The organism is Akkermansiaceae bacterium, from assembly GCA_019634595.1.
Classification (GTDB): Bacteria; Verrucomicrobiota; Verrucomicrobiia; order Verrucomicrobiales; family Akkermansiaceae; genus Luteolibacter.
The window spans coordinates 1,291,871-1,316,264 of sequence record JAHCBC010000001.1 but is presented as its reverse complement, the minus strand read 5'-3'; the positions used below and the strand labels follow the sequence as shown (position 1 = coordinate 1,316,264).

The following is a 24,394-nucleotide window of genomic DNA, read 5'->3' as shown; positions in this document are numbered from 1 at the left end:
ATCAGGAGATGGCTTCGTAGCGGAGGATGGCGCTGCTGCCGTATTCGCGGCGGTCCACCAGCGTCCATGCGGGGGACTCCGGGCTGCGCTGGTTTGAGGAGATCTCCGCGATGAAGGAGCCGCCGGGGGCGAGGCGCGGGGGTAGATGGTCGCTGGTGAGCAGCGCGGTCACGTGATCCTTGTCCCCGGCATGTTTGAAGTAGGGCGGATCCGCGAAGATCAGATCGTAGGTGGCGGTGTCCCGCTTCAGGAAAGCCTGGGCCTCCGCACGGACCACGCGGCCTCCCTCCAGACGGGACTTCGTGAGGTTCTCCGTGATGACAGATGCGGCCTGCCGGTGCTCATCGACAAAAACGCAGGAGGCGGCGCCACGGCTCAGTGCCTCCAGTCCCAGCGCTCCGGACCCGGCGAAAAGATCCAGCACGCGGGCGTCCTCGTTGCGCTCCCCGAGGATGGAGAAGATCGCCTGGCGGACGAAGTCCGTGGTGGGGCGGGCGACGGCCGAGGGAACCTTGATGGCCAGGCGGCCTGCTTTTCCGGCGATGATCCTCATGGTGGGGTGGCGGTGGCGGGTGGTTTCGGCTGGCCGGCGAGCGGCCCGTTTTTTCCGAGCCGGATCTGGATGTCCCCGAGGCTGCCGGACGCCTCGATGTCGAGCGCGGCACGCTGCGGGGTGGACATGGAACTGAAGGCAGGTGGAGCCTGGAGGCCGGGGAAAAACCGGTTCACGATGCCCATGGTCGTCTCCGGCGGGGCGACGATGCGGAGAACCCCGGCGGTGCTGCCGGTGGAAAGGATGGTGGCGTTCCCAAGCAGTGAGAGCTGGTCACCGACGATCCGTGCATCCACGCAGGAAAGTGTGCCGCCGCGCAGGACCATCAGGCTCCTTGCCTCGTCGAACTTCGTTTCCTGGCCGTCAGAGGTGACGGTGGGTTTCGTCGCATGGGCGGTGAAGCTGGCTTCCCAGGTGGTCGGGAACAGCAACCGGCCGCGGATGCGGAGATCGGCGGAGGCTCCGGGGGCATTGAGCAGGGTTCCGCCGGGCAGTGCGAAGGATTTCACCTCCTGGTGGGGGGCGGCCGCTTCGAATGCGAACGGGATGCCCGTCAGCATCGCGAGCTGGCAGGTGAACTTCGTGTTGAATCCGCCGACCTGTTCAACGAACGGTGCCAACGTGATCAACGGGGCATGCCAGCCGAGGTCGAGCTTCCGGTTTTCCATCAACGCGCTGCCGAACGACCGCAGGGATCCGATGGTGAGGTGGGCGGTGCCGGGGTCTCCCGCGACGGGGATCTTTCCGGTGATGCCGGAGCTTTCCAGGAGGTTTGTCTTCGTGCCCGCCATCAGCAGGGTGAAGGATGCGTTCTCCAGGTGGATGAAATCCGTGGGGACCGGAGATCGAGGGGCCTTGGCGGCGGGAGGGCTTTCCTTCCGGACGGTGGCGGGGGTGGCTGGCGGCTGCGCTTCGCCGGACGGCGGGGAGTGCTGTTCCGGCCGGGCGGCGGAGGTGGTCGCGGGCGGTGTTGCCGCCACGGCGGGTTCTGTGCCGGGTGCGGTGGCTGCCACGGCGGGCGCATCCGGTTGTTTGGGCGGGTCGCCTGTTTCCCGGGCAGGCATGGAGGGCTCCACCTTCGGGTGGGCCGCCAGGAGATCTCCCACCGGAAGGGCAGGATGCGTTTCTGCCGCCGGTGGGGCCATCACCACAGGCGGAGCGGCGGGACTTGCCAGAAAGGAAAGGATCTCGATGGGCAGGATGACCCGTGGCGACTCCAGGGAGATGTCACGGAGATCCGGCTCCTTGGTGAAGACGGTCTTCCAGACCGGTCGCACGCGGAGTTGGCCGATGCTGACCAGAGGCTCATTGACCATTTCACGGAGCGGCTCCGGTTGCAGCATGGTGATGCCGCGGAAGGTCACGCCGTTCCACGGTGACCATGACGCTCCATCGATGGATGTTTCCAGAGTCGTCTTCGACTCGATCTTGCGGGAGAGCCACGCGCGTGCCCACGGGCTGCCCAGCGCGAGGTTGCTGAAACCGAATGCCGCCGGAGGAAGTGCCACCGCAAGGATCAAAAGCCGCCGCAACCAGCGGCGCGGGCCCCGGCGACGGACGCCTGTTGGGGCTTCCTCATCCATGGATCACTTCTTCTTCGGGGCCGCTTTCGGGGTCGTTTTCGGAGCTGGTGTGGGGGTCGGTGTGGTGGCCGGGGCGGCGGCCTTGCCCAGCGGGAAACGGATGGCGATGCTCTTGTCCGCCAGCTTGGTGCCCTCGCTGGACACTTCCACGAAGCGATAGACGATCAAGCCGAACTTGCCATCGGCATAGCGGCCGTAGGCGATGTTCTCGCGGGTTTTGCCAAAGGAGCTTTCTTCTTCGAATTTCCACTCGGAGCCGTCCCATTTGCCGAGGATGCTTTCTTCGCCCGCATGGATGTCCTCGCCGCGGGCGAGCTTGCCGTTGGCGGACTGGAAGGTGTCGTCCTTGGCGGAGTAGTTGAGGATGGAAATCGGGGCGGCGGCACCGGTGGCGGTGAGGGACCAGGTGTCCGGTCCTTTCTGGCGGAGCAGGAGCATCACATCGTCCGCGATGGGTTTGAACTCCCGCTGGGACCAGAGCTTCAGGTAGTCGTCATACTCCTCCTTCGTCAGGCCGAGCTTCTCATTGTAGGGGAGCGGCGCGTTCGCCTTCTGCTGCGAGCTGTACTCCTTGAACCACTTCATGTCCTTTTCCGCGGCGGCTTCCACCTTCGCGATGTATTGGTTGATCTCCGGCGGCGGCATCGGCACGCCGATCTGGCCGCGGACGGGGACATCCTTTTCGAACAGGCCGGCGAAGGGCTTCGGCACCTCCGCATGGGCGGTGGCGGCGACAAGCAGGGCGGCGGGCAGCAGGACGGAGAGTTTCATGAAGCGGCGCGAGAGTCGTATGATCGAAAGCGGAACTCAAGCGGCAATCCGTCTCCGCTCCGGATTATTCAGGCTCCCCGGAGGGGAAGATTTCGGTGATGGAGGACTCGTGGTGCTGGTCGGTCCAGCGGGCGAGGGCGGCCTGTAGGGGGGCTGCCACCTCGGGGCGGGCTGTGGCGAGATCCGTCCTGCCGTGGGGATCCGTCGGCAGGTGGAAGAGGCCGAAGTGGCGGCTGCCGTCCGCAGCGGGGGTGCAGACCATCTTCCAATAACGGGTGCGGAGGCAGCGCTGCTTCGCGGTGACGAGGGATTCCTCATACTCCGGCTTCAGGACGAACTGGTAGTTGAAGGACGGATCATAGGTCGTCATCTGGTCGAGCGGATGGAGCGGGGGGCGCTCGATGTCCGCCACCTTCGGCTGCATGAAAGGGAAGCCGGTTTCGCCATAAAAGGGCCTCCATTCCGGAGCGGACCTGCCGGTGATCCAGTCCGCGAAACTGCGGCCCTCCCAGGCGGCGGGCTTCTCCACTCCGGTCAGGTCCGCGAGCGTGGGCATCACGTCGATGAGGCGCACGGTTTCTTCGATGGATTTCGCGGCCACGCCGGGCACATGGACGATCATCGGCACATGGCTGGCCTGGAGGCCGCCGTTGAAACCCTGGCCGTGCAGCAGCGTGGTCCCGGGATCGTAGAGGTCATCGCCGTGGTCGCCGGTGACGATGACGATGGTGTTTTCCGCCAAACCGTTTTTCTCCAGCGACTCCAGGATGTCCTTCACGCAGTCGTCGAACTGGCGCACGCAGCCATCATAGACCGCGTTGATGTGGGCGATGTCCCTCGCGGGTGCGGCGGCGAAGATTTCCTCCAGGTTCGGTTTGCTGGCGAAGTCATCGACATTGAACGGAAACGCCTTCTTGTTCGGACCGTCATAGTCCGGGTCGATGAACATGCTCGCGTAGGGCTCCTTGCTCTGATAGGGGAGGTGGGTGCAGGAGTAGAAGACGTGCCAGAAGAACGGCCTGCCGTCCGAGGCTGCTTCTCCCAGGCGTTTCCTCACCCGGTTGGTGACCACCTCCGGCGTGACGAAGCTGGCGAACGAGTTGATCTGCGGATAGAGGCGGTAGCCCAGCGCGTTGTCGAAGTAGATGGCGATGATGGGGTGGGCCATGACCACCGCCTGGCTCATATACACCTTGAAGCTGTCGAAGCTGGAAACGGAGATGTGCTCGAAGCCCAGCGGCATCAGCTCATAGTATCCGGCGCACCAGTCGCCGATGGCGGCGGTGTCGTAGCCCTTTTCCCGCAGCAGGGAGGCCATGGGGACCGTGCGGGACCGCGCGTCCATGATCGCCTGCCGGTTCGGGAACATATGCCGCAACCCGTGGGTGTGCGGATACTGGGAGGCCATGAAAGAGGTGCCGGACTCCAGCGTGGAGCCGATGGGGGCGTAGCAGGTGGTGAAATTCACCGAGCGGGCCGCGAGCGCGTCGATGGTGGGGGAGACACCGGCTGCGGCGGGGCCGTCCGTGCGGCGCGGGCGGTAGCCGGCCACGCCCAGGCGGTCCCCGCGGAGGGAGTCCGAGCCGATGATGAGGATGTTCGGCGCTTTTTGTGAACCGGCGGTTTTCCGCGTGGTGGAGGCGATGGCGGCCTTCACGCCGAAGATGCCCAGCACCACCGCCATCACCGGACCGGCGATGAGCCACCCACGGCGGCCCCAGCGGTGGATCTGCCAGAACAGGGCCACGGCGGCCCCCAGCAGCGGCAGGATGGTGAAAAAGCCGATGTCGAACACACGGCGGACGGCGGCGGGCAGCAGTCCGATGGAGCCGCTGTACCAGTTCCCCCCGGCGTCCGGTAGGAAGTAGGGCTTCGATTCCACCATCCGGACGGTGAAATAGTGGTCATGCAGCAGCACGGTCAGGCCCCAGGCCAGGATGGCGACGGCCCACCACCGGCGGATGCGCAGCTTTCCGCACACCCAGGAAAGGAACGGCTGCAGCAGCAACGTGCCCACAACCGCCAGGATGACGTAGGCGATGAGCATGAGCGCGTTCTGCCCGATGAGGAAGCCCATGAAATCTTCCTTCGCGATGGCGCTGAACTTCGTGTCCATGGCGCCCGCCCGGTTCGTGAGGCGTTCCACCGACCTGCAGAATTGGTAGGCGAGGAAAATGGAAATCCCGCCCAGGACGGGCAGGAAGCGGGCTGCCGGATGGTTCCGTTTTTCCGGATGGGTGGTGGAGGTGGGCTGGCTCAAGACGCGGGAGGTTGGCAGCAACGCCATACGGCATCAAGGGCCGGAATTTTCCGCATCCACTGCGGAAGAGTGGATTCCGGTGGTTCAGTCCGGGTGTCCTCCGCCTCCGGAGGAGTCGGCATGGCCAGGAACCACCTGCCATGCCGGGAGGGCCGGGGAGCTGTGATCAGTCCCTGCGACGGCGGCCCCCAAGGAGGACGGCACCCAGCCCCGCGATGAGCGCGGATGCAGGCTCCGGAATGGCCGTCCCTTCCAACTGGTACCAGTTATGGCGGGAGGACACGGAGTTGATCGCGGATGCAAGGGGGCCTCCGCCGAATCTGGCGGTGTCATGCGTCGCACCCACCCCCGTAGGAACGGTGTTGGTGTTATCCGTCAACGTGCCGCCGTTCTCCCACACGAAGTTGAGGTCGGAGCCGGTGGTGTTCGTCTGCTGGACCGTGATGAAATAAGAGGCCCCTGCCGTCAGGGTGATGCCGGAAGCCGGGGTGAACACCCAGTTGGTGATCGCGGTGGTGGTGAAATCCGGATTCGTGAAAGTGCCCACCAAGGTGGACGGCGCGGTTTTCCCTGCATTGGCGGTGTAGATGCTGACCAGGGGAGCGTCCGTGCCGGTGTTGCCCACCCCGCTGAGGCGGAGCGTGATGGAATCCACCGAATAATCGCTGGCCCCCATGGTGAAGCCCACCGCCTTCGCATTGTAGGCGGCGTTCACCACGGGAGGTCCTGCGGAGTATGGGGTGTAGTTGATGCTGGTGACGTTGCTCGATCCGGTGACGTTGATGGTGGTCGGAGCGGCGAGGTTGCCGATGATGATGGCCGAATGGGCGGAAGAAGCCGAGACGGCGAGTGCCAGGAGAGGCGGGAGTGGATTCATACAGACTACGGATGTGGCGGGTGGCCCGAGTGCGCCGAAAAAGTGTGGGAATTTTCGGGATCGGGCCGGGCTGCGCGGGTCCGGGTGCCACCGTTTTTCCTGCCGGTTTGCCATCGACGGGTGGCGGTCGGGGGCCTTAAAACATTGCCGGACTTCCATTATGCCAGCATCCCCGCGCCTGCTCATCGTCACCGCCGCCTTCGGGGAGGGGCATAACAGCGCCGCGCGGAATCTGGGGCTGGCGCTCACCCAGGCCGGGGCGGAGGTGAAGGTGTGCGACCCGTGCATGCTGGCCGCGCCCCACTCCACCCGCCTCATCGAGCGGATCTACCGCTACATCACCACCCATTTCCCGAAGGTCTGGGAGCGCATCTACCGCTCCACGGACAAGTCCGACTTCAACAAGCAGTCGCTGCCGTTGATGCGGAAACCGGAACGCTACCTCACCAACCTGATCGAGGACTTCAAGCCGGACGCCATCGTCAGCACCTATCCGGTGTATCCCTATTTCATCGCGCGCACGTTCCGCCAATACGGCGGGCAGGTGCCGGTCTTCACCGTGGTGACGGACTCGCTGGAAGTGAACGCCACCTGGCTGCGCGCGCCGACGGACCACTGGATCGTCACCGATCCGGCGACGAAGGAGGTGATGGCGGCCACCGGCCTCCCTCCGGAGAAGATCGAGGTCACGGGTTTTCCGGTGCATCCGGACTTCGCGGAGATCCCGCCGGTCGGGAACTCCGACTGCTGTGATCCGTTCAAGATCCTCTATTTCCCGACCGGGAAAAAGCCGTTCATCCGTCGCCACAGCCGCGCGCTGCTGGACGCGCATCCGTCCGTGCACCTGACCATCGTGATGGGGAAATACGTTTCCCTGCTGCTGCCGCGGGCACTCCAGATCCGGCAGGAGTATCCGGGCCGGGTGAAGCTCGTCGGCTGGACGCGGCGCGTGACCAAGCTGCTGAACCGCCACCACCTGGTGGTCGGAAAGGCGGGTGGGGCCACCGTCCACGAGGCCATCGCCGCACACTGCCCGATGCTCATCCACCATCTCGTCCCCGGGCAGGAGGAAGGGAACCTGCGGCTGCTGGAGTCCATCGGTTGCGGCAAGCTGGCGGAAACGCCGGAGCACCTCACCGCCGCCGTGGCCTGCATGCTGGAGCGGGACGCCGCCGGCTGGCGGACCATGAAACGCAGCGTCACCCGCCATGACCGGAACTCCGGCTCCATCACCGCCGCGAAGTTCATCCTCGGCAGGATCTCAAGATCATGCCCTGATCGTTGACCACGGATGGCGGGCTAAAGGGCTATTGTGACGATGATTACCACTGATTCCACTGATTTACAGATTGTTTTGAAGAAGAGATTCCTTGGCGTTTTTCTTGGTGAAGCACTTATTTTCTTAATCAGTAAATCAGTGGAATCAGTGGTAATTTCACCCGGATCAAAAAACAGGATGACCACGGATCGATGACCTTTCTCTTCGACATCGGCCGCGTGCTGCTGGACTTCGACTTCGAGACCTCGCTCGCCACCCTGCTTCCGGAAGGCACCGTCGATTCCAAGGAACGGCTCGCAAGGCTGATCGAGCGGAAAGACGAGTTCGAGGCGGGCAAGCTCGATACGGAAACCTACATCACCTGGGCGCTGGGCGTGATGGAGAGCACCGCCACCCATGACGAGTTCCTCCATGCCTGGCGGAACATTTTCACGCCCAACGGACCCATGTGGGAGTGCGCGCGGAAACTGGCGGAGGACGGCCACCGGCTGGTCCTTTTCTCCAACATCAACCCCATCCACAGCCCGTGGATCTTCGAGGCGTTTCCCGGATTCTCCGTTTTCCATGGCGCGGTCATGTCCTTCGAGACAGGCTTCATCAAGCCGGACCGGGCCATCTACGAACACGCCATCGCCGCCTACGGGCTGGTCCCGGAACAGACCCTCTACATCGACGACCTGCCGGACAACATCGCCACCGGAAAGGCGATGGGATTCCGGTCATGGCAATATGACCTCCATGACCACGCCGCCTTCGAAGCGTGGCTGGAAAGACAGATGGAGGAGGTAGGGAACATCGAACACCGAACGTCCAACATCGAACGTTGAAGTGAAGAGAGGAAGACTCCGGGGCCTGCGGAGGAGTTCCATCTTCAAGGCTCGGTGGGTTTTTTCGCTTCGCGGGAAAAACGTCAGGCCATATCCGGGTGGATTGGCCATTCAGCGTGCCCTTCCGCCCCTTCTTTATTTCGATGTTCGATGTTGGACGTTCAATGTTCGATGTTCAAGGGGGGCTTGAAAGTTCTCCGCGGTGGTCCCAGCATCCCCGCGAAATGTCTTCGCCACTGATCATCGCCGGCCGCGAGTTTTCCTCCCGCCTCTTCCTGGGGACGGGAAAGTTTCCCTCGAATGAATCCATGAGGGATGCCCTGGCGGCGAGCGGCACGCAGATCGTCACGGTGGCGCTGCGGCGTGCGGACCTGACCGGCACGAAAGATCCCTATGCGAACATCCTGGAATACGTGGATGCGGAGAAATACCTGCTGCTGCCGAACACCAGCGGCGCGATGAACGCGGCGGAGGCCGTGCGCCTGGCCAGGCTGGCGGAGGCCGCCGGCCTGCCGAAGTGGGTGAAGCTGGAGATCCACCCGGACCCCACCTACCTGCTGCCGGACCCCATCGAGACCCTGAAGGCAGCGGAAATCCTGGTGAACGAGGGCTTCACCGTGCTGCCCTACATCAATGCGGACCCGGTGCTGGCGAAGCGCCTCCAGGAAGCGGGCACCGCCACCGTCATGCCGCTCGGCGCGCCCATCGGCTCGAACCGGGGGATCGCCACGCGGGACCAGATCCGCATCATCATCGAGCAGGCGACCGTGCCCGTCGTGGTGGACGCGGGCATCGGCGCGCCCAGCCACGCGGCGGAGGCGATGGAACTCGGCGCGGATGCCGTGCTGGTGAACACCGCCATCGCCATCGCGGCGGACCCGTCAAGGATGGCCATCGCTTTCAAAAAGGCCGTCGAGGCCGGTCGGGATGCCTATGAAATGGGCCTGCCGGAAGCCAGCGACCACGCCAGCGCGACGAGTCCGTTGACGGGGTTTTTGGGGTGAGCCGGGCCGCGTTGGAGGCAATCCGGAGGTTTGCCCTCCTGTCGCCCCGATCGGTGGCGTCGTAACTTCGTCACGACGGCTGGTAAAAATCCGCCCTTCTTCCCATAAGTCCATATGGAAAGGATGCCATCCATCACGCACTGGAATCGGGTGGTGGATCGATCCATCCACCCCGGCATCGCGGGATTCATCCGCTGCCCCCAGCCGGACGCCATGGAATGGCGTCCCTGCCAGGGTCCGGCATCACAGCGGCGGCTTGTCTCCGTCCACGAATTTCCGGAGTTCGTCGATGTTCTCGAAGCGGGCGTCGCCGGGGAGTTTCCAGAGCTTTTTCGCGGCATCGAGGTGGTCGGTGTAGATCCCGCGCGGGGTGCTGTCCGTGGCGGTGGCGAGGGCGGCGGCCCGGCCGACGGCCACGCCCATCTGGCCGACGGTTTTCATCACGCGGACGGTGCCGAGCGCGTCACGGTCCACGCTGATGTTGCGGCCGGCCATGAACAGGTTCGGCACGTTGCGGGAGTAGAACGAACGGTAGGGGATGGGGTAGCCCACCTTCTTGTCGATCGCCCGGTCATGCACCGCCTTCGAAAGGAATTTCCGTTCGGGGATGGCGTTTTCGTAGAGAGGGTTGGGAATGTGGAGGTCGATGGACCAGGTGGATAGCACGGTGCCGTCCGGATACTGTTTCTTGGTTCGGATGTCATCCCCGCTGAGAACCACGTCACCGAGGATCTGGAGGGTTTCCCGCGTGCCGCCGATGTAGGCGAGCCAGACCATTTCCGCGTTGCGGTGGCCGTTGGGATCACGCTCCGCGTGGGCACCGTGGTTTTTCATGGAGTTCCATGCGCTGAAGCAGGTGACCAGATTCCAGTCGCGGGTCGTTTCCAGGTCGCGGATGGGGTGGTCATCGTAGCCGCTTTCCCAGAACCACTGCGCATGGCCGTAGCCGTTGCGGATGCGGGGATAGGGGAAGTCCTTTCCGCTGAGCTGGTACATCCACGGCTGTTCCGGGAAGGAGACGGGCTTTTTCCGGTCTTCCCACATCCACTGGTTGCTCATGCCCATGCGGCCTTTTTCGGCCATCGCGGTGTCCGCGCCTGACCACACGCCGACGAAGCCGTGGCCCGTGCAATCAGCGAAGAAGCGGCCGCGGATCTTCTTGAGCCGTCCCACCTCCACGTCCGCGGCCTTCACCGCCTGGATCTTCCCGTCCTGCATGTCCAGGCCGTAGGCGTGGTGTCCCATGAACAGGGTGATGTTCTTTTCCAGATCCACCACTTTCTGTTTCCGGGAATCCCCGAACTCAATGCCCGGAGTAGGGGACGCCCGCGCCCGGTCGCTGATCTCCCGCACGATGTCGTAAAAAGGATACTCGCCGGGAGGCATGGCCCCCGCCGCCCACACGCGGATCTCCGAGGAGCCGTTCCCGCCCAGCATCGTGCGGTTCTGGATGAGCGCGACCTTCGCACCCATCCGCGCCGCGGAGATGGCGGCGCCCATCCCTCCGTAGCCGCCGCCGATGACGACTAGATCGAATTCGCCCGCGTCCTCAAGCTGGCTCGGCACGCCCGCGATGTTCCAGCGGGTGCGTTCCTCGAAGGTGGCGTCCGGTGGCGGCTGGAAGGTATCGTCGCTGCTGAAAAGGATGGCATCCGCCCGGCCGTCGAAGCCGGTGAGGTCGTTCAGCATGATCTTGCTGCGGCCGGCCTTGAGGTCGATCTTGCCCGCTTCCTGCCACGTCCACTTTCCCTCCCCCTCACCCAGCACCGCGGCAAGCGCCTTCCCGTTGATGGTGAGCTTGAATTTCCCCGCTCCGGGGGCGCGGCCCAGGCGTTTCGTCCAGTCCAGTGTGCGGACCCAGACGCGGTAGTTGCCGTCTTCCGGCACCTTGATGTCCGTGAACGCGGGGCTGACGGCTTTGCCGAGGCCGTGGGCGATGAGATACGGGGAACCCATCGTTTCGATGAACTGGGTGTCCACCTCCCAGCCGCCCTTTTCGTTGAACTGTTCCGCCTCGACCAGGAAGGTGGCGGCGGAGACGGGGAGGGCGGAGGCGAGGAGCAGGGGTAGCAGTGGTTTGATCATGGCGAGGTTTTCGTGGATTTCACACGCGGCGGCGGAAAAGGAGGGTGAGGGCGGAGAGCCCGGCGAGGAAGGTGACGCCCGGCTCGGGCACCGAAACGAAGCTGAAGTTGTCGATCCGGGCGAAGGCCGCATCCGTTCCATTCCCCCCGGTGGATAGCATGAGGTAGCGGAGGTTGTCGGGGTTGCTGGAGTTATAGGTGAAAGTGCTGCTTCCCCCCAGATCGACGGCGCTGCCATCGATCAGGACCTGGAAGCTCCACTTGCTCGCATCGGTCACCGTATCCAGCCGGATGGTGAACGTGTGGGCCTGGCCTGTGGTGGCATTGAGGGTTGTGAGGGAGTTGGTGTTGTTCGGCCCCGCGAAAATCTCGACCTGGCTGTTGAGGCGATAGACGAGGAAAGGGCCCGCTCCATAGCTTGCCGCCGAAGCGCCGCCCGCAGCGTTTCCCGAGGAATCCCCGGTGCCCAATGCCAGGCCGATCCAATGCTCCTTGTTGATTCCCGAGGCGTTCGTGATGGAGACGGAGAGTTCGTAGATTCCGGGATTGGCCGCGAAATACCCCGCCCCGAGATCGAACGAAGTGGTCCGGGAATAGGCGTGGGAGACGTCCAGTCCGCCATTGCCATTGCCGTTGAAGACCAGTGTGCCGGCGCTGGTCGTCCACTTCAGGTCGTTGAAGCTGGTGTCCGGAGTGCGGCCGCCGATGGCTCCGGAAAAGCCGGTGAAGGTGTCCTCGATCAGCGTGGTGATCGCCGCTTGGGATGGTGGCGCGCAGGCCAGGAGAGCGCAGGTGGCGGGGAGGATTGCGGAAAAGCGGATCGTTCTCATCATGGGTTGGTGGGGTTGGACGCCGGATGATCGGTTGGGGGAACGGGAGGAAGATAAGGGAATTCAGGTGGCGGAATCGTTGCAAAGAATGGGATTGAGAGGATGATTGCTTGGGTTCCGGCATATCGGGCGGTATGCCAAGGGTTCACCGGTTTCATATATCCGGCCTATCATTGTTGGGAATCAGTGACTCACGGGAAAGAAATAATTTCACAATGAAATCCAATGGATAGTCTTGGGAAAAATGGGATTATGGGTTGGGTATTCTTGGGTTTTTCGATGAACGGCGGATCATGGGATGGATTTTTGGATATGGGTTGGGAAAGGAAGGAATCGCCGGAAATTTCCTGATTGCCGATGAAGGGCGGTGTTCCGAGTCTCGGACGCCTCTTCCGTCGTCATGAGTTCCCGCCTGCTTCCGTTCCTGAAACCCGCGCCTGCGGCTGAGCCCCTCCCGCAGCAGGAAATCGACCCGGCATACAGGAAGCTGCGGCTTCAGGTGTTCACCGGGATCTTCGTCGGATACGCGGCCTACTATCTGGTGCGGAAGAATTTCGCGCTGGCGATGCCGGACATCCTGAAGGCCTATCCGGAATACACGAAGGCGCAGCTCGGCACCGCCATCACCGGGCTGTCCATCGCCTACGGTCTGTCGAAGTTCGTGATGGGTTCCGTTTCAGACCGCAGCAACCCGAAGTGGTTTTTCCCCCTGGGGCTGATCCTTTCCGCGATGGTGATCGCCTCCTTCGGTTGGATAAAGGGGATCTATTCGTCTTTGGTGCTGATCGTGGCGCTGCAGACGCTGAACGGCTGGGTGAACGGGATGGGGTGGCCGCCTTGCGGAAAGACGATGGTCCACTGGTTCGGGAAAAAGGAACGCGGCCGGGTGGTGTCGGTATGGAACGTGGCGCACAATGTGGGAGGCGCGCTGGTGGCGAAGTTCGCGCTGCTGGGTGTGATCCTTTTCCATGACTGGGGTGCGAAATTCTACTTCAACGCGGTCATCGCGGCCGTGGTGGCGGTGGTGGTTTTCTTCCTGATGCGGGACACGCCTCAGAGTTGCGGGCTGCCACCGATCGAGCGCTACAAGGGTGAGGACGGGGAGAGCTATTCCGAGGAGCAGGAGCGCACGCTGGGCTTCCGGGAGATCTTTTTCGGCCACGTGCTGAACAACGGGCTGCTGTGGGCCATCGCGGTGGCGAACGCGTTCGTCTATTTCGTGAGGTATGGGGTGGTGGACTGGATCCCCACCTACCTGCAGACGGCGAAGGGATTTTCTTTCGGCCAGTCCAGCACGGCATGGGCATTGTTCGAGTATGCGGCCATCCCCGGCACCATCCTCTGCGGCTGGGTGTCCGACACGCTGTTCCGTGGCAGGCGCGCCCCGGCGACGATCCTGTTCATGGCGCTCACGCTGGTGGGGATCTTGCTGTATTGGGCGAACCTGAAGGGGCCGCTGTGGATCGACTACGTCGCGCTGGGGACGGTCGGTTTCTTCGTCTATGGGCCGGTCATGATCATCGGCCTGCACGCGCTGGAACTGGTGCCGAAGAATGCGGCCGGCACCGCGGCGGGCTTCACCGGCTTTTTCGGCTACGTCTTCGGCGCGGCCATCGCGGGGACCGGCGTCGGCTGGATCTCCGACCACTGGGGCTGGGGCGGCGTGTTCGCCACCATGACCGTCTGCTGCGTGCTGACCATGGTCTTCAGCGCGCTCACCCTCATCCGGAAAAAATAAACGTCCCCTCCATCCATCATCCTGTTATGAAACACACCATCCATCATCTCATGGCGGCTCTTTTCACCGCGACCTCCCTTTCCTCCGCCGCGCCGCTCATCATCGGTCACCGCGGTGCCTCCGCCGTGGCGCCGGAGAACACCGTCGCTTCCATCAAGGAGGCTTGGAAGGAAGGTGCGGACGGAACGGAGGTGGACATCTATCTGACGAAGGACGGCAAGCTGGTCACCATCCACGACAAGACGACCAAGCGGACCACCGGGGAGGAGCTGGACGTGAGGGAAAGCACGCTGGAGCAGTTGTCCGCCCTGGACGCCGGGTCATGGAAGGACGCGAAATGGAAGGGCGAGCGCATCCCCACGCTCGGCGAATCGCTCGCCGCCTACCCCGCCGGAAAGACCATCTACATCGAAATCAAAGGCGGAGCGGAGGTGCTGCCGGAACTCCGCAAGGTTATCGACGCCAGCGGCAAGCCGAAGGACGAGATATTCCTCATCGACTTCAAGCTGGAGAACCTGATCGCATCGAAGCCCCTGTTCCCGGACATCCGGAAACTCTGGATCGTGGGCGCGAAGACGGACAAGGAGACGAAGGAAAAAACGTATCCGGACGTGAAGGAACTGGCCGCGCAGGCGAAGGCCGCCGGGATGGACGGACTGGATCTGAACCACGGCTTTCCGATGGCTGCGGAGGACACCGCTGCCATCAAAAAGAACGGCCTGCTGCTCGCCGTGTGGACGGTGAATGACGCCGAGGTTGCGGCGAGATGGGTCAAGGCCGGAGCGGATGCCATCACCACGGACAAGCCGGAGCTCATCCGGAAGTCGCTCGGGGAGTGAGGTGGTGGTTTCAACCGCGAATGAACGCCAATGGACGCGAATGAAGGAATGGGAGTGTCCTGATTTCGCCGCTCTCCGCTGAATCCGTTGCGCTCCCATCCGCGGTTTTTGAATCCACTTGCTGAAAGGCGGCCCCCCGGAGGAAGTCCGTCCCAGTGGCTCAATCTTTTGGGCGATTGCTGGAGGGCGGTAGTGTTGGATCGGGGTGGCATGTTTTGTTCATACCCCCCCCTCCCGCGGAAAATGACCGGAGAAGTCTTGGGACATCAAGGATCACAGCTCCCCCAGCTCCTCACGCTCATGCCATGGGATGACTGTGCGCGGACTCCACTTTCCGGGAGGACGTCAGCTCCGGCTCCCAATCGCTCATAGCTTCCATTTATCCTGGGTAGCTGGCACGGTTCGATATCTTGGTCTCCGATTTCGTTGACAGTTTTAGTAAAGTTATTGAAAATGATGACCCTTGTGGAGAAAAATGGGCATAAATGGTTGTATTTATTCTGGAGGGACACGTTTATCACCCAAGATTACTCATTCTGCATAACTGAGGAGGAATTGAGCGATCTTGTAAAATTGCTTCAACAGGCCGGTCTTCAATATGAAGACAATTCTAATCCTGCGGCTGTCATATGAAATATATTCTCAATGAATTATTGATGGTATTTATGTGAATCGGTTCTCTGGGTTGAACGCGATTTCGGGAGATTTATGTAGCGTGATGGCTGCGCCATCACGGCTGGGTGGATGGCTGCGATGTTTCGATCCCGACGCGCCGTGGATGCCATCTTTCACCAAGCGGAATCGTGGGAACTGCGTGAGCTTTCCCAGCCGGAATGGCGCAGCCATTCCGCTACCCCGACAGCGGGCCGGTGGACATTTCATCCGCTCTCATCCGCGGTTTTGAATCCACTTGCTGAAAGGCGGGCCGCGGAGGCAGGATGCTTCCGTGAGCGAAGAATCCTCTCTCTGGAAAGGCAGTCCGTCCCAGTGGCTCAATCTCTGGAATTTCACCGGAGCCATCGTGCTGGCGGCGGGCATCATCGTGGGCGGCATCTTCATGCCGCTGGTCTTGGTTGCCCTGGTCATCCCGTTGGCGTGGCTCATCTGGAAATACCTCACCGTGCGTTGCCAAGGGTTCGAGCTGACCACTGAGCGGATCAAGATCACCCAAGGCGTGATCAACCAGAAACTGGACGAGGTGGAGCTTTACCGGGTGAAGGACATGCTGATGGTGCGCCCGTGGTGGATGCGCCTGACCGGCCTGGCGTCCGTCATTCTTGAAACTTCCGACCGCTCCCAGCCGACCCTCGAAATCCCGGCCGTGCGTGGAGGCCTGCAACTGCGCGAACAGCTTCGCAAACAGGTTGAAATGCAAAGGGATCGGAAAAGGGTGAGGGAAATGGATTTCCAGGATTCCCCAATGGGGGATGGAGTCGATATTCTCTGAAAAAATTCCGCATTACCTCGGATTTGCCATAAAACCTTTGATCTAAATGAAAGTTTGGATTAGTTACTAATCAACCGCGAGTTGCTGGCCGTTCCCAAGACAGCCGACAGCCGCGCCCGCAGCCTTGTTAAGCTCATAAACTGCAATCGGAGACCGGGGGGAATCCATTGTGGTGGAGCTGGAGCGAGTGACTGCGGAAAATCTCCCAAGGGGCGCGAATCCGAAATGCTATCCCGGATCCGCGCCCTTTGGCTTTTTTGTTTTCAGGTGGGAGCAGCCGGGAATGAGAAGTGTTGGCTTCAGCCGGCTTGGTCTCTTTCGGGCGCCTGAGGCCCTGTCCCGGGTTTTCTTTGTCCACCGTTGCCTTTGCGAAACCATGGAAAGGATGGACGGCTTCCCCCCGGTCTGTTCGGAAGAGCTTCTGCCTTCGCGCGTTCTCTTTCTGGACACCTCCATTGCCAACGGCCAGAGTCGGCGCACCCCATGCGGATTTCTGACCGATATCTCGGAAAACAAGTGCTCTTCGGCACGATCTACGCCGTGCTCGTCCTGAGCGTGGTTCTGGTGCTCGGGAGTCTTTTCAAGGAGATCCGCGGTTTGCTGGTGGAGCAGAAGGCACCGCCGATGCTGCTGGTCCGCTTCATCATCAGCATGCTGCCGTTTTCGCTGATGTTCACCATTCCCTGGGGCTTTCTCACGGCGGTGCTGCTGGTCTTCGGCAGGCTGTCCACGGACCATGAGGTCACGGCGTTCCGGGTGGCGGGTTTGAGCCTGACGCGTTTGGCGCTGCCGGTGTTCGTCATTGGTGCGGCGTTGTCCGGCATCTGTCTGTATCTGAATGTGAACGTCGTGCCGCTGGCCAAGGCATCCGTCCAGGATCTGGCGATGGAACAGGTGAAAAAGGATCCTCGGGCATTGCTGGACCCCGGCAAGGTGCAGGCATTCCTGAAAGAATCGAAGAACGGTTCGAACATGCTGTTCGTTGAGGATAAAGAGGGTGAGCAACTTGTCGGCTTCCACTTGTACTGGAACAGGAAACTGGAGGACGGGGAGGAGGGCGAAGAGGAGAGATCTGAAAGGACCTACATCCATGCGGAAGGGGCCTCCATCAAGGTGGACAACGAAAAACGCCAGTTCAGCCTCCGGTTGCTCAACGCCTTTTTCGAGGCGAAGCAGGCGGATGGCCCGCCGAACATCGGTCTGAGTGGTGCGGCGGAGCCGCTGGTGCTTCCCTATGACTGGAAGGCGCCAAGGACGAAAGCGAACTCCATGACCAACGGGGAGATCCGCCAATACCTCCGGTCGAAACCGGAACTGGAACTCCGGAAGCAGGTTGACTTCCGCTCGGAGATCACCAAGCGCTTTTCCTTCTCGATGGCCTGCTTCGCGTTTGCCTTCGTGGCGGTGCCTCTGGGGTTGAAGAGCCGCCGCAAGGACACCTCCACCGGACTGGTGCTCAGCCTGCTGCTGGGCGCGGGATACTTCCTTTTTTCCGTTTTTTCCGCTGAGTTCGAAACGGATCTCGGTGCGACGGTCACGCTCTGGTTGCCGAACGTTCTTTGTGTCTTGGTCGGGTTATTCCTGTTCCGGAGAGCGAAGTTCAAGTAACGTGGCCACTGCGGGATGAACACACGGAAACTGGTCAAGAAACTCAGCGGCAACGTCCGCGCTTTCCTTGATTCGGACCATATCAGCCTCACGCCCTTCATCACGGCGGCGAAGACCTACGACCTGGACAAGGCGAAGTGGGATGCGCGTGCGGCGCTGAGCGTGACGATGCTGTCCGTGGCGCAGGCCATCGCCTTCGCGGCCATCGCCGGTCTGCCGGTGGTCTATGGCATCGTCTGCGCGGCGGTGGCGGCCATCATCGCGCCGTTTTTTGCGGGCTCCCGGCACACGATGCTGGGGCCGACGAATGCCACGGCGTTCATGCTGTTCAGCTTCTTCTCGGTGAATCCGGAACTGAGCTGGCGCTGGCATGAACTCATGCCGCTGCTGGTCTGCATGGTGGGGGTGTTCGCCGTGCTGGGGGCGACCTTCCGCGTCGCGGACCTCCTGCAATACATCTCCCGCAGCGTGCTGGTGGGCTATATGACCGGGGCGGCCACCCTCATCATGGCGAACCAGATGGTCACGTTGCTGGGCGTGTCCGGGGAAATGGGTTCGCAATCGTCCGCGACTTTCGCGGGCATGCTCTACGGTCTGGTGCTGGCCCTGCCGCACACGGACTGGATCTCTCTCCTCATCGGCCTGTCCACGGTGGTGATCTATCTGGCGATCCGGAAATGGTTCCCGCGTTTCCCGGCGTTTGCCATCGCACTGGGACTGGCTTCCGCCACCTTCGGCGTGCTGATCCATTTTTCCGTCGGACCATTCGGAGAGGCGGCGGTGTTCGAGACATTCACGTTTTCCGAACTCATGCCACGGGTGCCCGATTTCGGGCGGGACGGATTTTTCCGTGATGTTTCCTCGCTGCTCGGCGTGGCGCTCGCCATTTCCTTCCTCGCTTCGCTCGAAAACACGCTGATGGCGAAAACGCTGGCCTCCAGCACCGGGGACCGCGCGGATGTGAACCAGGACATGCTCTCCGTGGGCATGGCGAACCTGGCCAGCGCGGTCGCCGGCGGTATGCCCGCATCCGGTTCCCTCACCCGCTCCACCCTGAATCTGGAGGCCGGGGCACGGACCCGGTTCGCCTCTCTTTTCACGGGACTCTACACGCTGGGCGCCGCCCTCCTCATCGCCGCATCCGTCGGCTGGGGGGCGCCGCTCATCAACTTCGTGCCAAAGGCGGCGCTGGCCGGGCTGGTCATCGCCCTTTCCGTCGGACTTTATAACAGGAAGAACATCCGCATCTGCCTGCGCTCCACTCCGGATGACGCGCTGGTGCTGGTGGTCACCTTCCTCGCCACGCTGCTCGCCCCGCTGCACGTGGCCATCTTCGTGGGGGTCGCGGTGTCGATCATGCTTTTCCTCCGGAAGGCGAGCCGGCCTTTCCTCATTGAGTATGAGTTCAACGACGAAGGCGAGCTGAGGGCCATCGCGGAAAAGAAAGGCCGGCCCATCCCGGCGATCTCAATCGTCCACGTGGAGGGTGACCTGTTCTTCGGCGCGGCGGACCTTTTCCGCACGCAGATCCAGCGGATCGTCTCGGACCCGGCGATCCAGGTCATCATCCTGCGCCTGCGGAATGCCCGGCACCTGGATGCCACCAGCGTGATGGCGCTGGAGGACCTCATCCGCTTCATGCGCGCGCGGGGCCTGCATCTTCTCATTTCCGGAGCGTCCAGGGAGGTGTATCTTCTGCTGAAAAACTCCGGTGTCCTCGCCGCGCTCCAGGAAGGCTGCAAGCGGGAGGAAGGGGAGACCAACCTTTTCCTGAACTCACCCAGCAACCCCAACCTCTCCACCCGGGACGCGCTCAAGCGCGCGCAGGAAGTCCTCGGCACGGACAAGGCGGACATCCGGATCTTCTACGATCCCAGCAAGAAGAAGTAACCGCGCGGCACATCCATGAAAAAACTCCTCATCCCCGTGGTCGCCCTGGTGGCCGTGGTCGCCGTCCTTCTCTGGTTCTTTTCCCCGGAGCAGGTGGTGAAGCGCCGCACCGGAAAGCTGATGTCCATCCTCACCATGGAGGAAACCGGCGGTGGGGCCAACTCCCGCCAGTTGAGCGCGCTGGGGCTGGGTACCCTCATCGCGGATGAGCTGGCGCTCGAAACGCCCACCATCGAGGAAGCGAACGGCGTCCACCAGAGGACCGACATCGAGAGCGGCTTCGGCGGGCTGACCCGCATCGCGAACTTCACCAAGTTCGAGTTGGTGGAATACCATGCCATCACCATCCTCGGGGACGATGCGCGGGTGAGCGCCACCATCGAGGCCGTCGTCGCGCTTCCTTCCTACCGTCCGGCGGACGGCCTGTATGAGGTGGAACTGGACTGGAAGAAAGAGAAGGACGGCGTCTGGCGGCTCGCCCGTGCGAAGTGGCAGGAGACAAGGTGAGGGAAAACACGGTGGGGCTACCAGCCACGGTTGAAGAGCTATGATTCGATCCTTCGGATCACATCTCCCAGTGACAGACCAAGGCCGGTGGTCCAACGCTTGATTACCAGCAATGTGGGTTGGACATCCGAGCGTTCAGGAATCCGGATGGAGCCTATAACGATCCGGCGACAGAGATCCCGCTGACGGCGAATCCGTTCCAGCAGGAATCGCAATCGCAGTTGCTGGTATCGGACGCGGTGGACGACAGTGCGGACGGTCCCGACGAAGGTCCAGGCGACCGGACGCACCGGATCCAGTTGGGAGGGGATGTGGAGATCTCCACCATCCAGATCGGTGCGGTCACCTATCCGCTCGGGATGAAGGTGCTGGTGAAGGTGAGGAAAAGAATTGAAGGGAAGATCATCATGGTGGGTGATACGAACATGAGCTTTGCAGCGGTGGATCGGTTCAAAAAGGTAGCCAAAGAGCGGCTAGCCCAAGTCGGGGTGGATTTCGATCTCACCATCACCTCGATGGATGTGCCGGACGGACTCGATGATGAGGAAGTTCGCTATGATGGGATGGGAGGATTTTCGATCAACGGCTATACTGGTCATTATGTGCATCCCGATGTGAAGAAGCTGGTGGACAAGGCGATCACGGATGGAAAGAGGGGAATCATCACGGTGTTCGTCGTGCGTAATATCATGAGCCCAGATCGCGGATTTGCCATGAGGAGAGGCTGGAGGCATCCGAGTGAAATGGTGTATGGTGATGTCGCGGTGATCTCCGAGCAGAAAACCGTCAACGGTCATGACTTCACGCTCGTGCATGAAGTGGGGCATATCATCACGGATGCCGGACACTATGGAATAGCAGATCCCGAAGAATCAGACACCGATTATTACGGAGAGGGCATAGGTCATCTCTTTGACCACAATCTAATGCGGTCGGGCGGTACTTCCGGCACAAATGCATTGGATTCAAGCAAACGGCTCTATAACTTGCAGCAGAAGATGCTCGTCAATGAACTCATGGTGGATCCTTAAGATGAAAGAAGTCCTCAAGCTGATGGCGGCCGCCGCACTCCTCGTTTTCTCTCCGCCAGCGCGTGGGCTGAAATATCCGGATTCGCAGGACCCCAAGGAGTTTTCGGCTCAGGTGGAGGCTATGATTCTCCAATCTATCGACGAAGAGTCGCCGATCATCGGCAACTACTCCGGAAAACGAGATCAACTCGTGAAGGAAGACACGCGGGATTGGGAATCCATCCTGGAGAAGATCGCGAACCATCCGGAACAATTCGGGGTTGATGCTTCGCGGCAAGCCCTGAGCCTCGCGCACCACAGAGGAACCTTCCTGAAATCCCCCGGCATGGTCCAAGGGGCCATCAAGGTGTTTCACTTTGAAAAAAACAGCGCGCTCCAACAGATTGATGAGTCCCTGTCCCGTGGCGAACCTGTCAGCCATTTGGCGACAACTAGATTTGGCGGTTATATCGCCATGTCACTGAGGACACTTAAAACCCTGATCTGTTGCAAGAGATCCTCATTTACTTCAACAGCGACGATGAGAGGAAAATGGGGAAGATCAAAGATTATGGACCCCGTCATATCGCCAATGCCCTCCAGGAATACGGAGATGCCCGCCATATTGACGAAGCCGCGAAATTCGCGGTGAGGCTCCATGAAGTTGGGCGGGATGACATTGCCAGCGACATCGAACGCTCCGTGGAGCGTCTCCGGAAAGCCGCAGCACAGAAACAGGTCAACTCAACCGGAGGAACCAACGCATCATCCAAGGAAGCTCCCGGCACCAATGACGATGGCAAAGGAGACTCCGACCACTCCCCTCTGTGGCCATGGCTCGCCGCCGGGGGCGCGCTCATCGCCGCGCTGGTGGCGTATTTCAGGATGAAAGGTGGAGTCGTCTGACCGGCTGCCCCATCATTCCATGATTTCAGCTTTACCTGTTCCGGAAGATGCCGGTCTGACGACCAGCGCCCTCACGCGGCCTCTTTCCTGATGGCTGTTGATGCGTGATGAAGTCGGCGTCCGATGTTGGCTGGTGTTCGCTCAGTCCCCCAGGAACACGAACTCCTCCGCCATGCGGTTGAGGGAACGACGGGCTTCAGGCAGGGCTTCGGAAAGGCAGCCAAGGAGGTGGCGCGGGGCGCTGGTGGGTGCTTCCGGATTGTCGGCTGCGCCGCGGAATGCCTGGCGGGCGAAAGATTCGTAGAAGGCCAGGTCGGGCGAGCCGCGGCGGTCGCAGCGGCCCTGGAGGAAGCCGGGGTAGAGGCCGGTCAGGACCAGGAAGTGGTTCCCCGCGGCGACCTGGAGGTGGAACCGCATGCGGCCGTGGGCGGAGGAGATGATGGCGATGAAGTCCGCGGCGTGGGTGAAACCGTGGGCGATGTCCTGGAGCGGATCCCCGGCATTGGTGCAGATGCGTTTGGCCAGCAGGCCGGCCACGTAGTCCGCCACATCCGGATCGGTGAGGTTGGCGCCGAGGAAGGCGTGGCGGACGAGGACGTAGAAATAGAACGAGGGGGAAACCTGGAGGGCGGAGGGGGAATCCAGCAGTCCGCGGAGGACTTCCTTCAGGTCGAGGATCTCGCGGAGGGCCTCCGGATCGTCCCAGAGTTTCGCCAGGAAAGGCCGTTTGTCGCCGGGGGCGAGTATGGCCGTCATGAAGTCAAAATCGGAGCGGGTGAAGCGATCACGGCTCGATGGCATCCAGTGACCAATCATGTCACCCAACATAGCAAAAGCGGGGCCAGAATGACGAGAAAATAGTTAAGATATGTGAATAAGTTCCGTTTGAGTGCCCTGTTTTGCAGGTTTTCAGCCGAAAAGTGGAGGTGCAGTTTTTCCTTGTCCGGGCCTTCCAGCCGGACTATCTGACCCCGCCGCCCGCAAGGGGGGCAACCAGAAACAATGACTATGAACCTGACCCGGAAGTTCAAATCCGTGGCCCTGGCAGTAGCCGGCGTCCTCCTGATTCCAAGCTGCGCATCCACCAGTGCGACCTCCAAGAACTCCACCGCGGAAGCGCCGGAGAAATGGGAGGTGGCGTCCGTCCAGCGTGGCAAAGCCTCGTGGTATTCCATCCGTACGAACCGTGGCACCCGCACTGCGAGCGGCCAGCGTCTGACGGACCATGGTGCCACCGCGGCCCACAAGACCCTGCCGATGGGGACGAAGGTCCGTGTGACCAACGAAGCCAACGGCAAGTCCGAAGTAGTGACGATCAACGACCGCGGTCCCTATACCCGCGGACGGGTGATCGATGTGACGATCGGCGTCGCCGAGCGCATCGGTTTCGTGAAGCGCGGCGTGGTTCCGGTGAAAGTGGAAGTGCTTTCACGTCCGGAGAACCGCTGATCGGACAAACCTTAACCTGGACGGAGCGCCGCGGACCATCCCGCGGCGCTCCGTTTTCCTTTTGGGGAGGCAGCGGTCAGCGGAGTGCCGCCAGAGTCTTCACCGTCTGCCAGGCGGCGGGCACGTTGTGGACGCGGAAGATCTCCGCTCCGCGGAGCATGGAGGCGGTGATGCAGGCCACGGTACCCGCGTCCCGGTCGGTCGGTTTCGGCAGGTCCAGTACCTCGCCGATCACGGTTTTCCGCGAAACGGGAACGAGGACGGGGCGGCCGGATTTCCGCAGCCCGGCCAGTTCCCGGTAGATGGTGAGGTTGTCATCGCGCTGCTTCGCGAAGTCGATGCCGGGATCGAGGATGATGGAATCGGGGTGAAGCCCGGCGGACTGCGCGAGGTGGAGTTTTTCCGTGAAGAAGCGGTCGAGTTCCGCGGCGATGTCGGGCCATTGCTGGGTGAGGTGGGGTATTTTTGGTTCGCCCACGCTGTGCATGATGAGGAGGGACGCCCCGGCGGCGGCGCAGAGGCGGGCGTTGCGGTCGTCCGGCAGGCCGCTCATGTCATTCACCAGCTCGATGTGGCCGATGGGGAGGATGGCCCCGATGACCTCCGGCCGCCAGGTGTTTGCGGAAAGGATGGGCGGGCTGATCTGGTCGGAGTCCCGCGGGGCGGCGGCGGCCAGGATGTCGGGCCAGTGACGGAGAAAGCTGCGGAAGCGGCGGACTTCCTCTTCGACGGGGATGGCGGCGCGGTTGGTGCGGGCGCTTTCGGCACCGATGTCGATGATGTCCGCTCCGGCCCGGATCTGTTCGATGGCGATCTCCGCCGCTTTGGGGAAATCGAGCGTGCCGTCCCCGGAAAAGGAATCGTCGTTGATATTGACGATGCCCATGACGAGCGGGCGGCGCGGGAAGGTGATGGTGCGGGCGGGCAGTCGC

The 24,394-nt window shown here is 62.0% G+C and carries 22 protein-coding genes; 13 read left to right on the top strand and 9 right to left on the bottom strand.

The window, feature by feature from the left end:
• Position 1 precedes the first annotated feature (1 nt).
• From rsmD to KF712_05575, 5 genes are all read right to left on the bottom strand, one after another.
• A complete protein-coding gene (gene rsmD, locus KF712_05595) occupies positions 2-553 on the bottom strand; it encodes a 16S rRNA (guanine(966)-N(2))-methyltransferase RsmD (GenBank protein MBX3740444.1) in 552 nt (183 codons plus the stop codon).
• A complete protein-coding gene (locus KF712_05590) occupies positions 550-2,061 on the bottom strand; it encodes a hypothetical protein (protein MBX3740443.1) in 1,512 nt (503 codons plus the stop codon). The genes rsmD and KF712_05590 overlap by 4 nt, the downstream gene beginning before the upstream one ends.
• 78 nt (positions 2,062-2,139) lie before the next feature.
• Entirely contained in the window at positions 2,140-2,907 is a 768-nt protein-coding gene (locus KF712_05585) for a hypothetical protein (GenBank protein MBX3740442.1), read from the bottom strand.
• Between the two features lie 64 nt (positions 2,908-2,971).
• Complete coding sequence (locus KF712_05580) at positions 2,972-5,167, bottom strand: sulfatase (GenBank protein ID MBX3740441.1); 2,196 nt, start codon at positions 5,165-5,167, stop codon at positions 2,972-2,974.
• Positions 5,168-5,333: 166 nt separating this feature from the next.
• A complete protein-coding gene (locus KF712_05575; protein ID MBX3740440.1) occupies positions 5,334-6,044 on the bottom strand; it encodes a PEP-CTERM sorting domain-containing protein in 711 nt (236 codons plus the stop codon).
• A gap of 160 nt (positions 6,045-6,204) precedes the next feature.
• Here KF712_05575 and KF712_05570 point away from each other — a divergent pair, with 160 nt between their 5' ends.
• From KF712_05570 to KF712_05560, 3 genes are all read left to right on the top strand, one after another.
• Positions 6,205-7,329 carry a hypothetical protein gene (locus KF712_05570; GenBank protein ID MBX3740439.1) on the top strand — a complete coding sequence of 375 codons (1,125 nt, stop codon included), beginning with the start codon at positions 6,205-6,207 and terminating at the stop codon, positions 7,327-7,329.
• Positions 7,330-7,514: 185 nt separating this feature from the next.
• Complete coding sequence (locus tag KF712_05565) at positions 7,515-8,150, top strand: HAD family phosphatase (GenBank protein MBX3740438.1); 636 nt, start codon at positions 7,515-7,517, stop codon at positions 8,148-8,150.
• Between the two features lie 224 nt (positions 8,151-8,374).
• Positions 8,375-9,154, top strand: a complete 780-nt coding sequence (locus KF712_05560; protein ID MBX3740437.1) for a thiazole synthase — start codon at positions 8,375-8,377, stop codon at positions 9,152-9,154.
• A 243-nt stretch (positions 9,155-9,397) separates the two neighbouring features.
• On the opposite strand, the gene KF712_05555 is transcribed toward KF712_05560, so the two are convergent.
• Complete coding sequence (locus KF712_05555; protein MBX3740436.1) at positions 9,398-11,239, bottom strand: FAD-dependent oxidoreductase; 1,842 nt, start codon at positions 11,237-11,239, stop codon at positions 9,398-9,400.
• 19 nt (positions 11,240-11,258) lie between these two features.
• A complete protein-coding gene (locus KF712_05550) occupies positions 11,259-12,071 on the bottom strand; it encodes a PEP-CTERM sorting domain-containing protein (protein ID MBX3740435.1) in 813 nt (270 codons plus the stop codon).
• A 397-nt stretch (positions 12,072-12,468) separates the two neighbouring features.
• On the opposite strand from KF712_05550, the gene pgtP reads away from it, so the two are divergent.
• The 9 genes from pgtP (at position 12,469) to KF712_05505 (ending at position 22,013) form a co-directional block, all read left to right on the top strand.
• The gene (pgtP, locus tag KF712_05545; protein ID MBX3740434.1) at positions 12,469-13,806 is read left to right on the top strand and encodes a phosphoglycerate transporter protein PgtP; all 1,338 of its coding nucleotides are present in this window, start codon (positions 12,469-12,471) and stop codon (positions 13,804-13,806) included.
• Between the two features lie 26 nt (positions 13,807-13,832).
• Positions 13,833-14,645, top strand: coding sequence for a glycerophosphodiester phosphodiesterase (locus KF712_05540; GenBank protein ID MBX3740433.1), 813 nt, complete (start codon positions 13,833-13,835; stop codon positions 14,643-14,645).
• Positions 14,646-15,591: 946 nt separating this feature from the next.
• On the top strand, positions 15,592-16,092 hold the full coding sequence (locus KF712_05535; protein MBX3740432.1) for a PH domain-containing protein: 501 nt from the start codon (positions 15,592-15,594) through the stop codon (positions 16,090-16,092).
• Positions 16,093-16,575: 483 nt separating this feature from the next.
• Entirely contained in the window at positions 16,576-17,700 is a 1,125-nt protein-coding gene (locus KF712_05530) for an LptF/LptG family permease (protein MBX3740431.1), read from the top strand.
• Between the two features lie 15 nt (positions 17,701-17,715).
• Positions 17,716-19,590 (top strand): SulP family inorganic anion transporter, encoded by a 1,875-nt coding sequence (locus tag KF712_05525; GenBank protein ID MBX3740430.1) that lies wholly within the window; start codon positions 17,716-17,718, stop codon positions 19,588-19,590.
• A gap of 15 nt (positions 19,591-19,605) precedes the next feature.
• Positions 19,606-20,097 carry a hypothetical protein gene (locus KF712_05520; GenBank protein ID MBX3740429.1) on the top strand — a complete coding sequence of 164 codons (492 nt, stop codon included), beginning with the start codon at positions 19,606-19,608 and terminating at the stop codon, positions 20,095-20,097.
• Between the two features lie 119 nt (positions 20,098-20,216).
• Positions 20,217-21,128: a hypothetical protein gene (locus KF712_05515; protein ID MBX3740428.1), complete on the top strand. Its 912-nt coding sequence runs from the start codon at positions 20,217-20,219 to the stop codon at positions 21,126-21,128.
• A 1-nt stretch (position 21,129) separates the two neighbouring features.
• Complete coding sequence (locus KF712_05510) at positions 21,130-21,759, top strand: hypothetical protein (GenBank protein MBX3740427.1); 630 nt, start codon at positions 21,130-21,132, stop codon at positions 21,757-21,759.
• On the top strand, positions 21,756-22,013 hold the full coding sequence (locus tag KF712_05505) for a hypothetical protein (protein ID MBX3740426.1): 258 nt from the start codon (positions 21,756-21,758) through the stop codon (positions 22,011-22,013). Before KF712_05510 ends, KF712_05505 begins: the two co-directional genes overlap by 4 nt.
• A 141-nt stretch (positions 22,014-22,154) precedes the next feature.
• On the opposite strand, the gene KF712_05500 is transcribed toward KF712_05505, so the two are convergent.
• Positions 22,155-22,769 carry a hypothetical protein gene (locus tag KF712_05500; GenBank protein MBX3740425.1) on the bottom strand — a complete coding sequence of 205 codons (615 nt, stop codon included), beginning with the start codon at positions 22,767-22,769 and terminating at the stop codon, positions 22,155-22,157.
• A 252-nt stretch (positions 22,770-23,021) separates the two neighbouring features.
• Here KF712_05500 and KF712_05495 point away from each other — a divergent pair, with 252 nt between their 5' ends.
• Positions 23,022-23,462 carry a septal ring lytic transglycosylase RlpA family protein gene (locus tag KF712_05495; protein MBX3740424.1) on the top strand — a complete coding sequence of 147 codons (441 nt, stop codon included), beginning with the start codon at positions 23,022-23,024 and terminating at the stop codon, positions 23,460-23,462.
• Positions 23,463-23,538: 76 nt separating this feature from the next.
• Here the strand turns inward: KF712_05495 and folP are convergent, their stop codons facing one another.
• Entirely contained in the window at positions 23,539-24,348 is an 810-nt protein-coding gene (gene folP, locus KF712_05490; GenBank protein ID MBX3740423.1) for a dihydropteroate synthase, read from the bottom strand.
• Between the last annotated feature and the right edge of the window lie 46 nt (positions 24,349-24,394).

Bases quoted from the DNA above. Each gene is read 5' to 3' on its own strand.
- rsmD (MBX3740444.1), bottom strand. From the start codon at position 553: ATGAGGATCATCGCCGGAAAAGCAGGCCGCCTGGCCATCAAGGTTCCC.
- KF712_05585 (MBX3740442.1), bottom strand. From the start codon at position 2,907: ATGAAACTCTCCGTCCTGCTGCCCGCCGCCCTGCTTGTCGCCGCCACC.
- KF712_05575 (MBX3740440.1), bottom strand. From the start codon at position 6,044: ATGAATCCACTCCCGCCTCTCCTGGCACTCGCCGTCTCGGCTTCTTCC.
- KF712_05570 (MBX3740439.1), top strand. From the start codon at position 6,205: ATGCCAGCATCCCCGCGCCTGCTCATCGTCACCGCCGCCTTCGGGGAG.
- KF712_05565 (MBX3740438.1), top strand. From the start codon at position 7,515: ATGACCTTTCTCTTCGACATCGGCCGCGTGCTGCTGGACTTCGACTTC.
- KF712_05560 (MBX3740437.1), top strand. From the start codon at position 8,375: ATGTCTTCGCCACTGATCATCGCCGGCCGCGAGTTTTCCTCCCGCCTC.
- KF712_05555 (MBX3740436.1), bottom strand. From the start codon at position 11,239: ATGATCAAACCACTGCTACCCCTGCTCCTCGCCTCCGCCCTCCCCGTC.
- KF712_05550 (MBX3740435.1), bottom strand. From the start codon at position 12,071: ATGATGAGAACGATCCGCTTTTCCGCAATCCTCCCCGCCACCTGCGCT.
- pgtP (MBX3740434.1), top strand. From the start codon at position 12,469: ATGAGTTCCCGCCTGCTTCCGTTCCTGAAACCCGCGCCTGCGGCTGAG.
- KF712_05540 (MBX3740433.1), top strand. From the start codon at position 13,833: ATGAAACACACCATCCATCATCTCATGGCGGCTCTTTTCACCGCGACC.
- KF712_05530 (MBX3740431.1), top strand. From the start codon at position 16,576: ATGCGGATTTCTGACCGATATCTCGGAAAACAAGTGCTCTTCGGCACG.
- KF712_05525 (MBX3740430.1), top strand. From the start codon at position 17,716: ATGAACACACGGAAACTGGTCAAGAAACTCAGCGGCAACGTCCGCGCT.
- KF712_05520 (MBX3740429.1), top strand. From the start codon at position 19,606: ATGAAAAAACTCCTCATCCCCGTGGTCGCCCTGGTGGCCGTGGTCGCC.
- KF712_05510 (MBX3740427.1), top strand. From the start codon at position 21,130: ATGAAAGAAGTCCTCAAGCTGATGGCGGCCGCCGCACTCCTCGTTTTC.
- KF712_05500 (MBX3740425.1), bottom strand. From the start codon at position 22,769: ATGACGGCCATACTCGCCCCCGGCGACAAACGGCCTTTCCTGGCGAAA.
- KF712_05495 (MBX3740424.1), top strand. From the start codon at position 23,022: ATGAACCTGACCCGGAAGTTCAAATCCGTGGCCCTGGCAGTAGCCGGC.
- folP (MBX3740423.1), bottom strand. From the start codon at position 24,348: ATGGGCATCGTCAATATCAACGACGATTCCTTTTCCGGGGACGGCACG.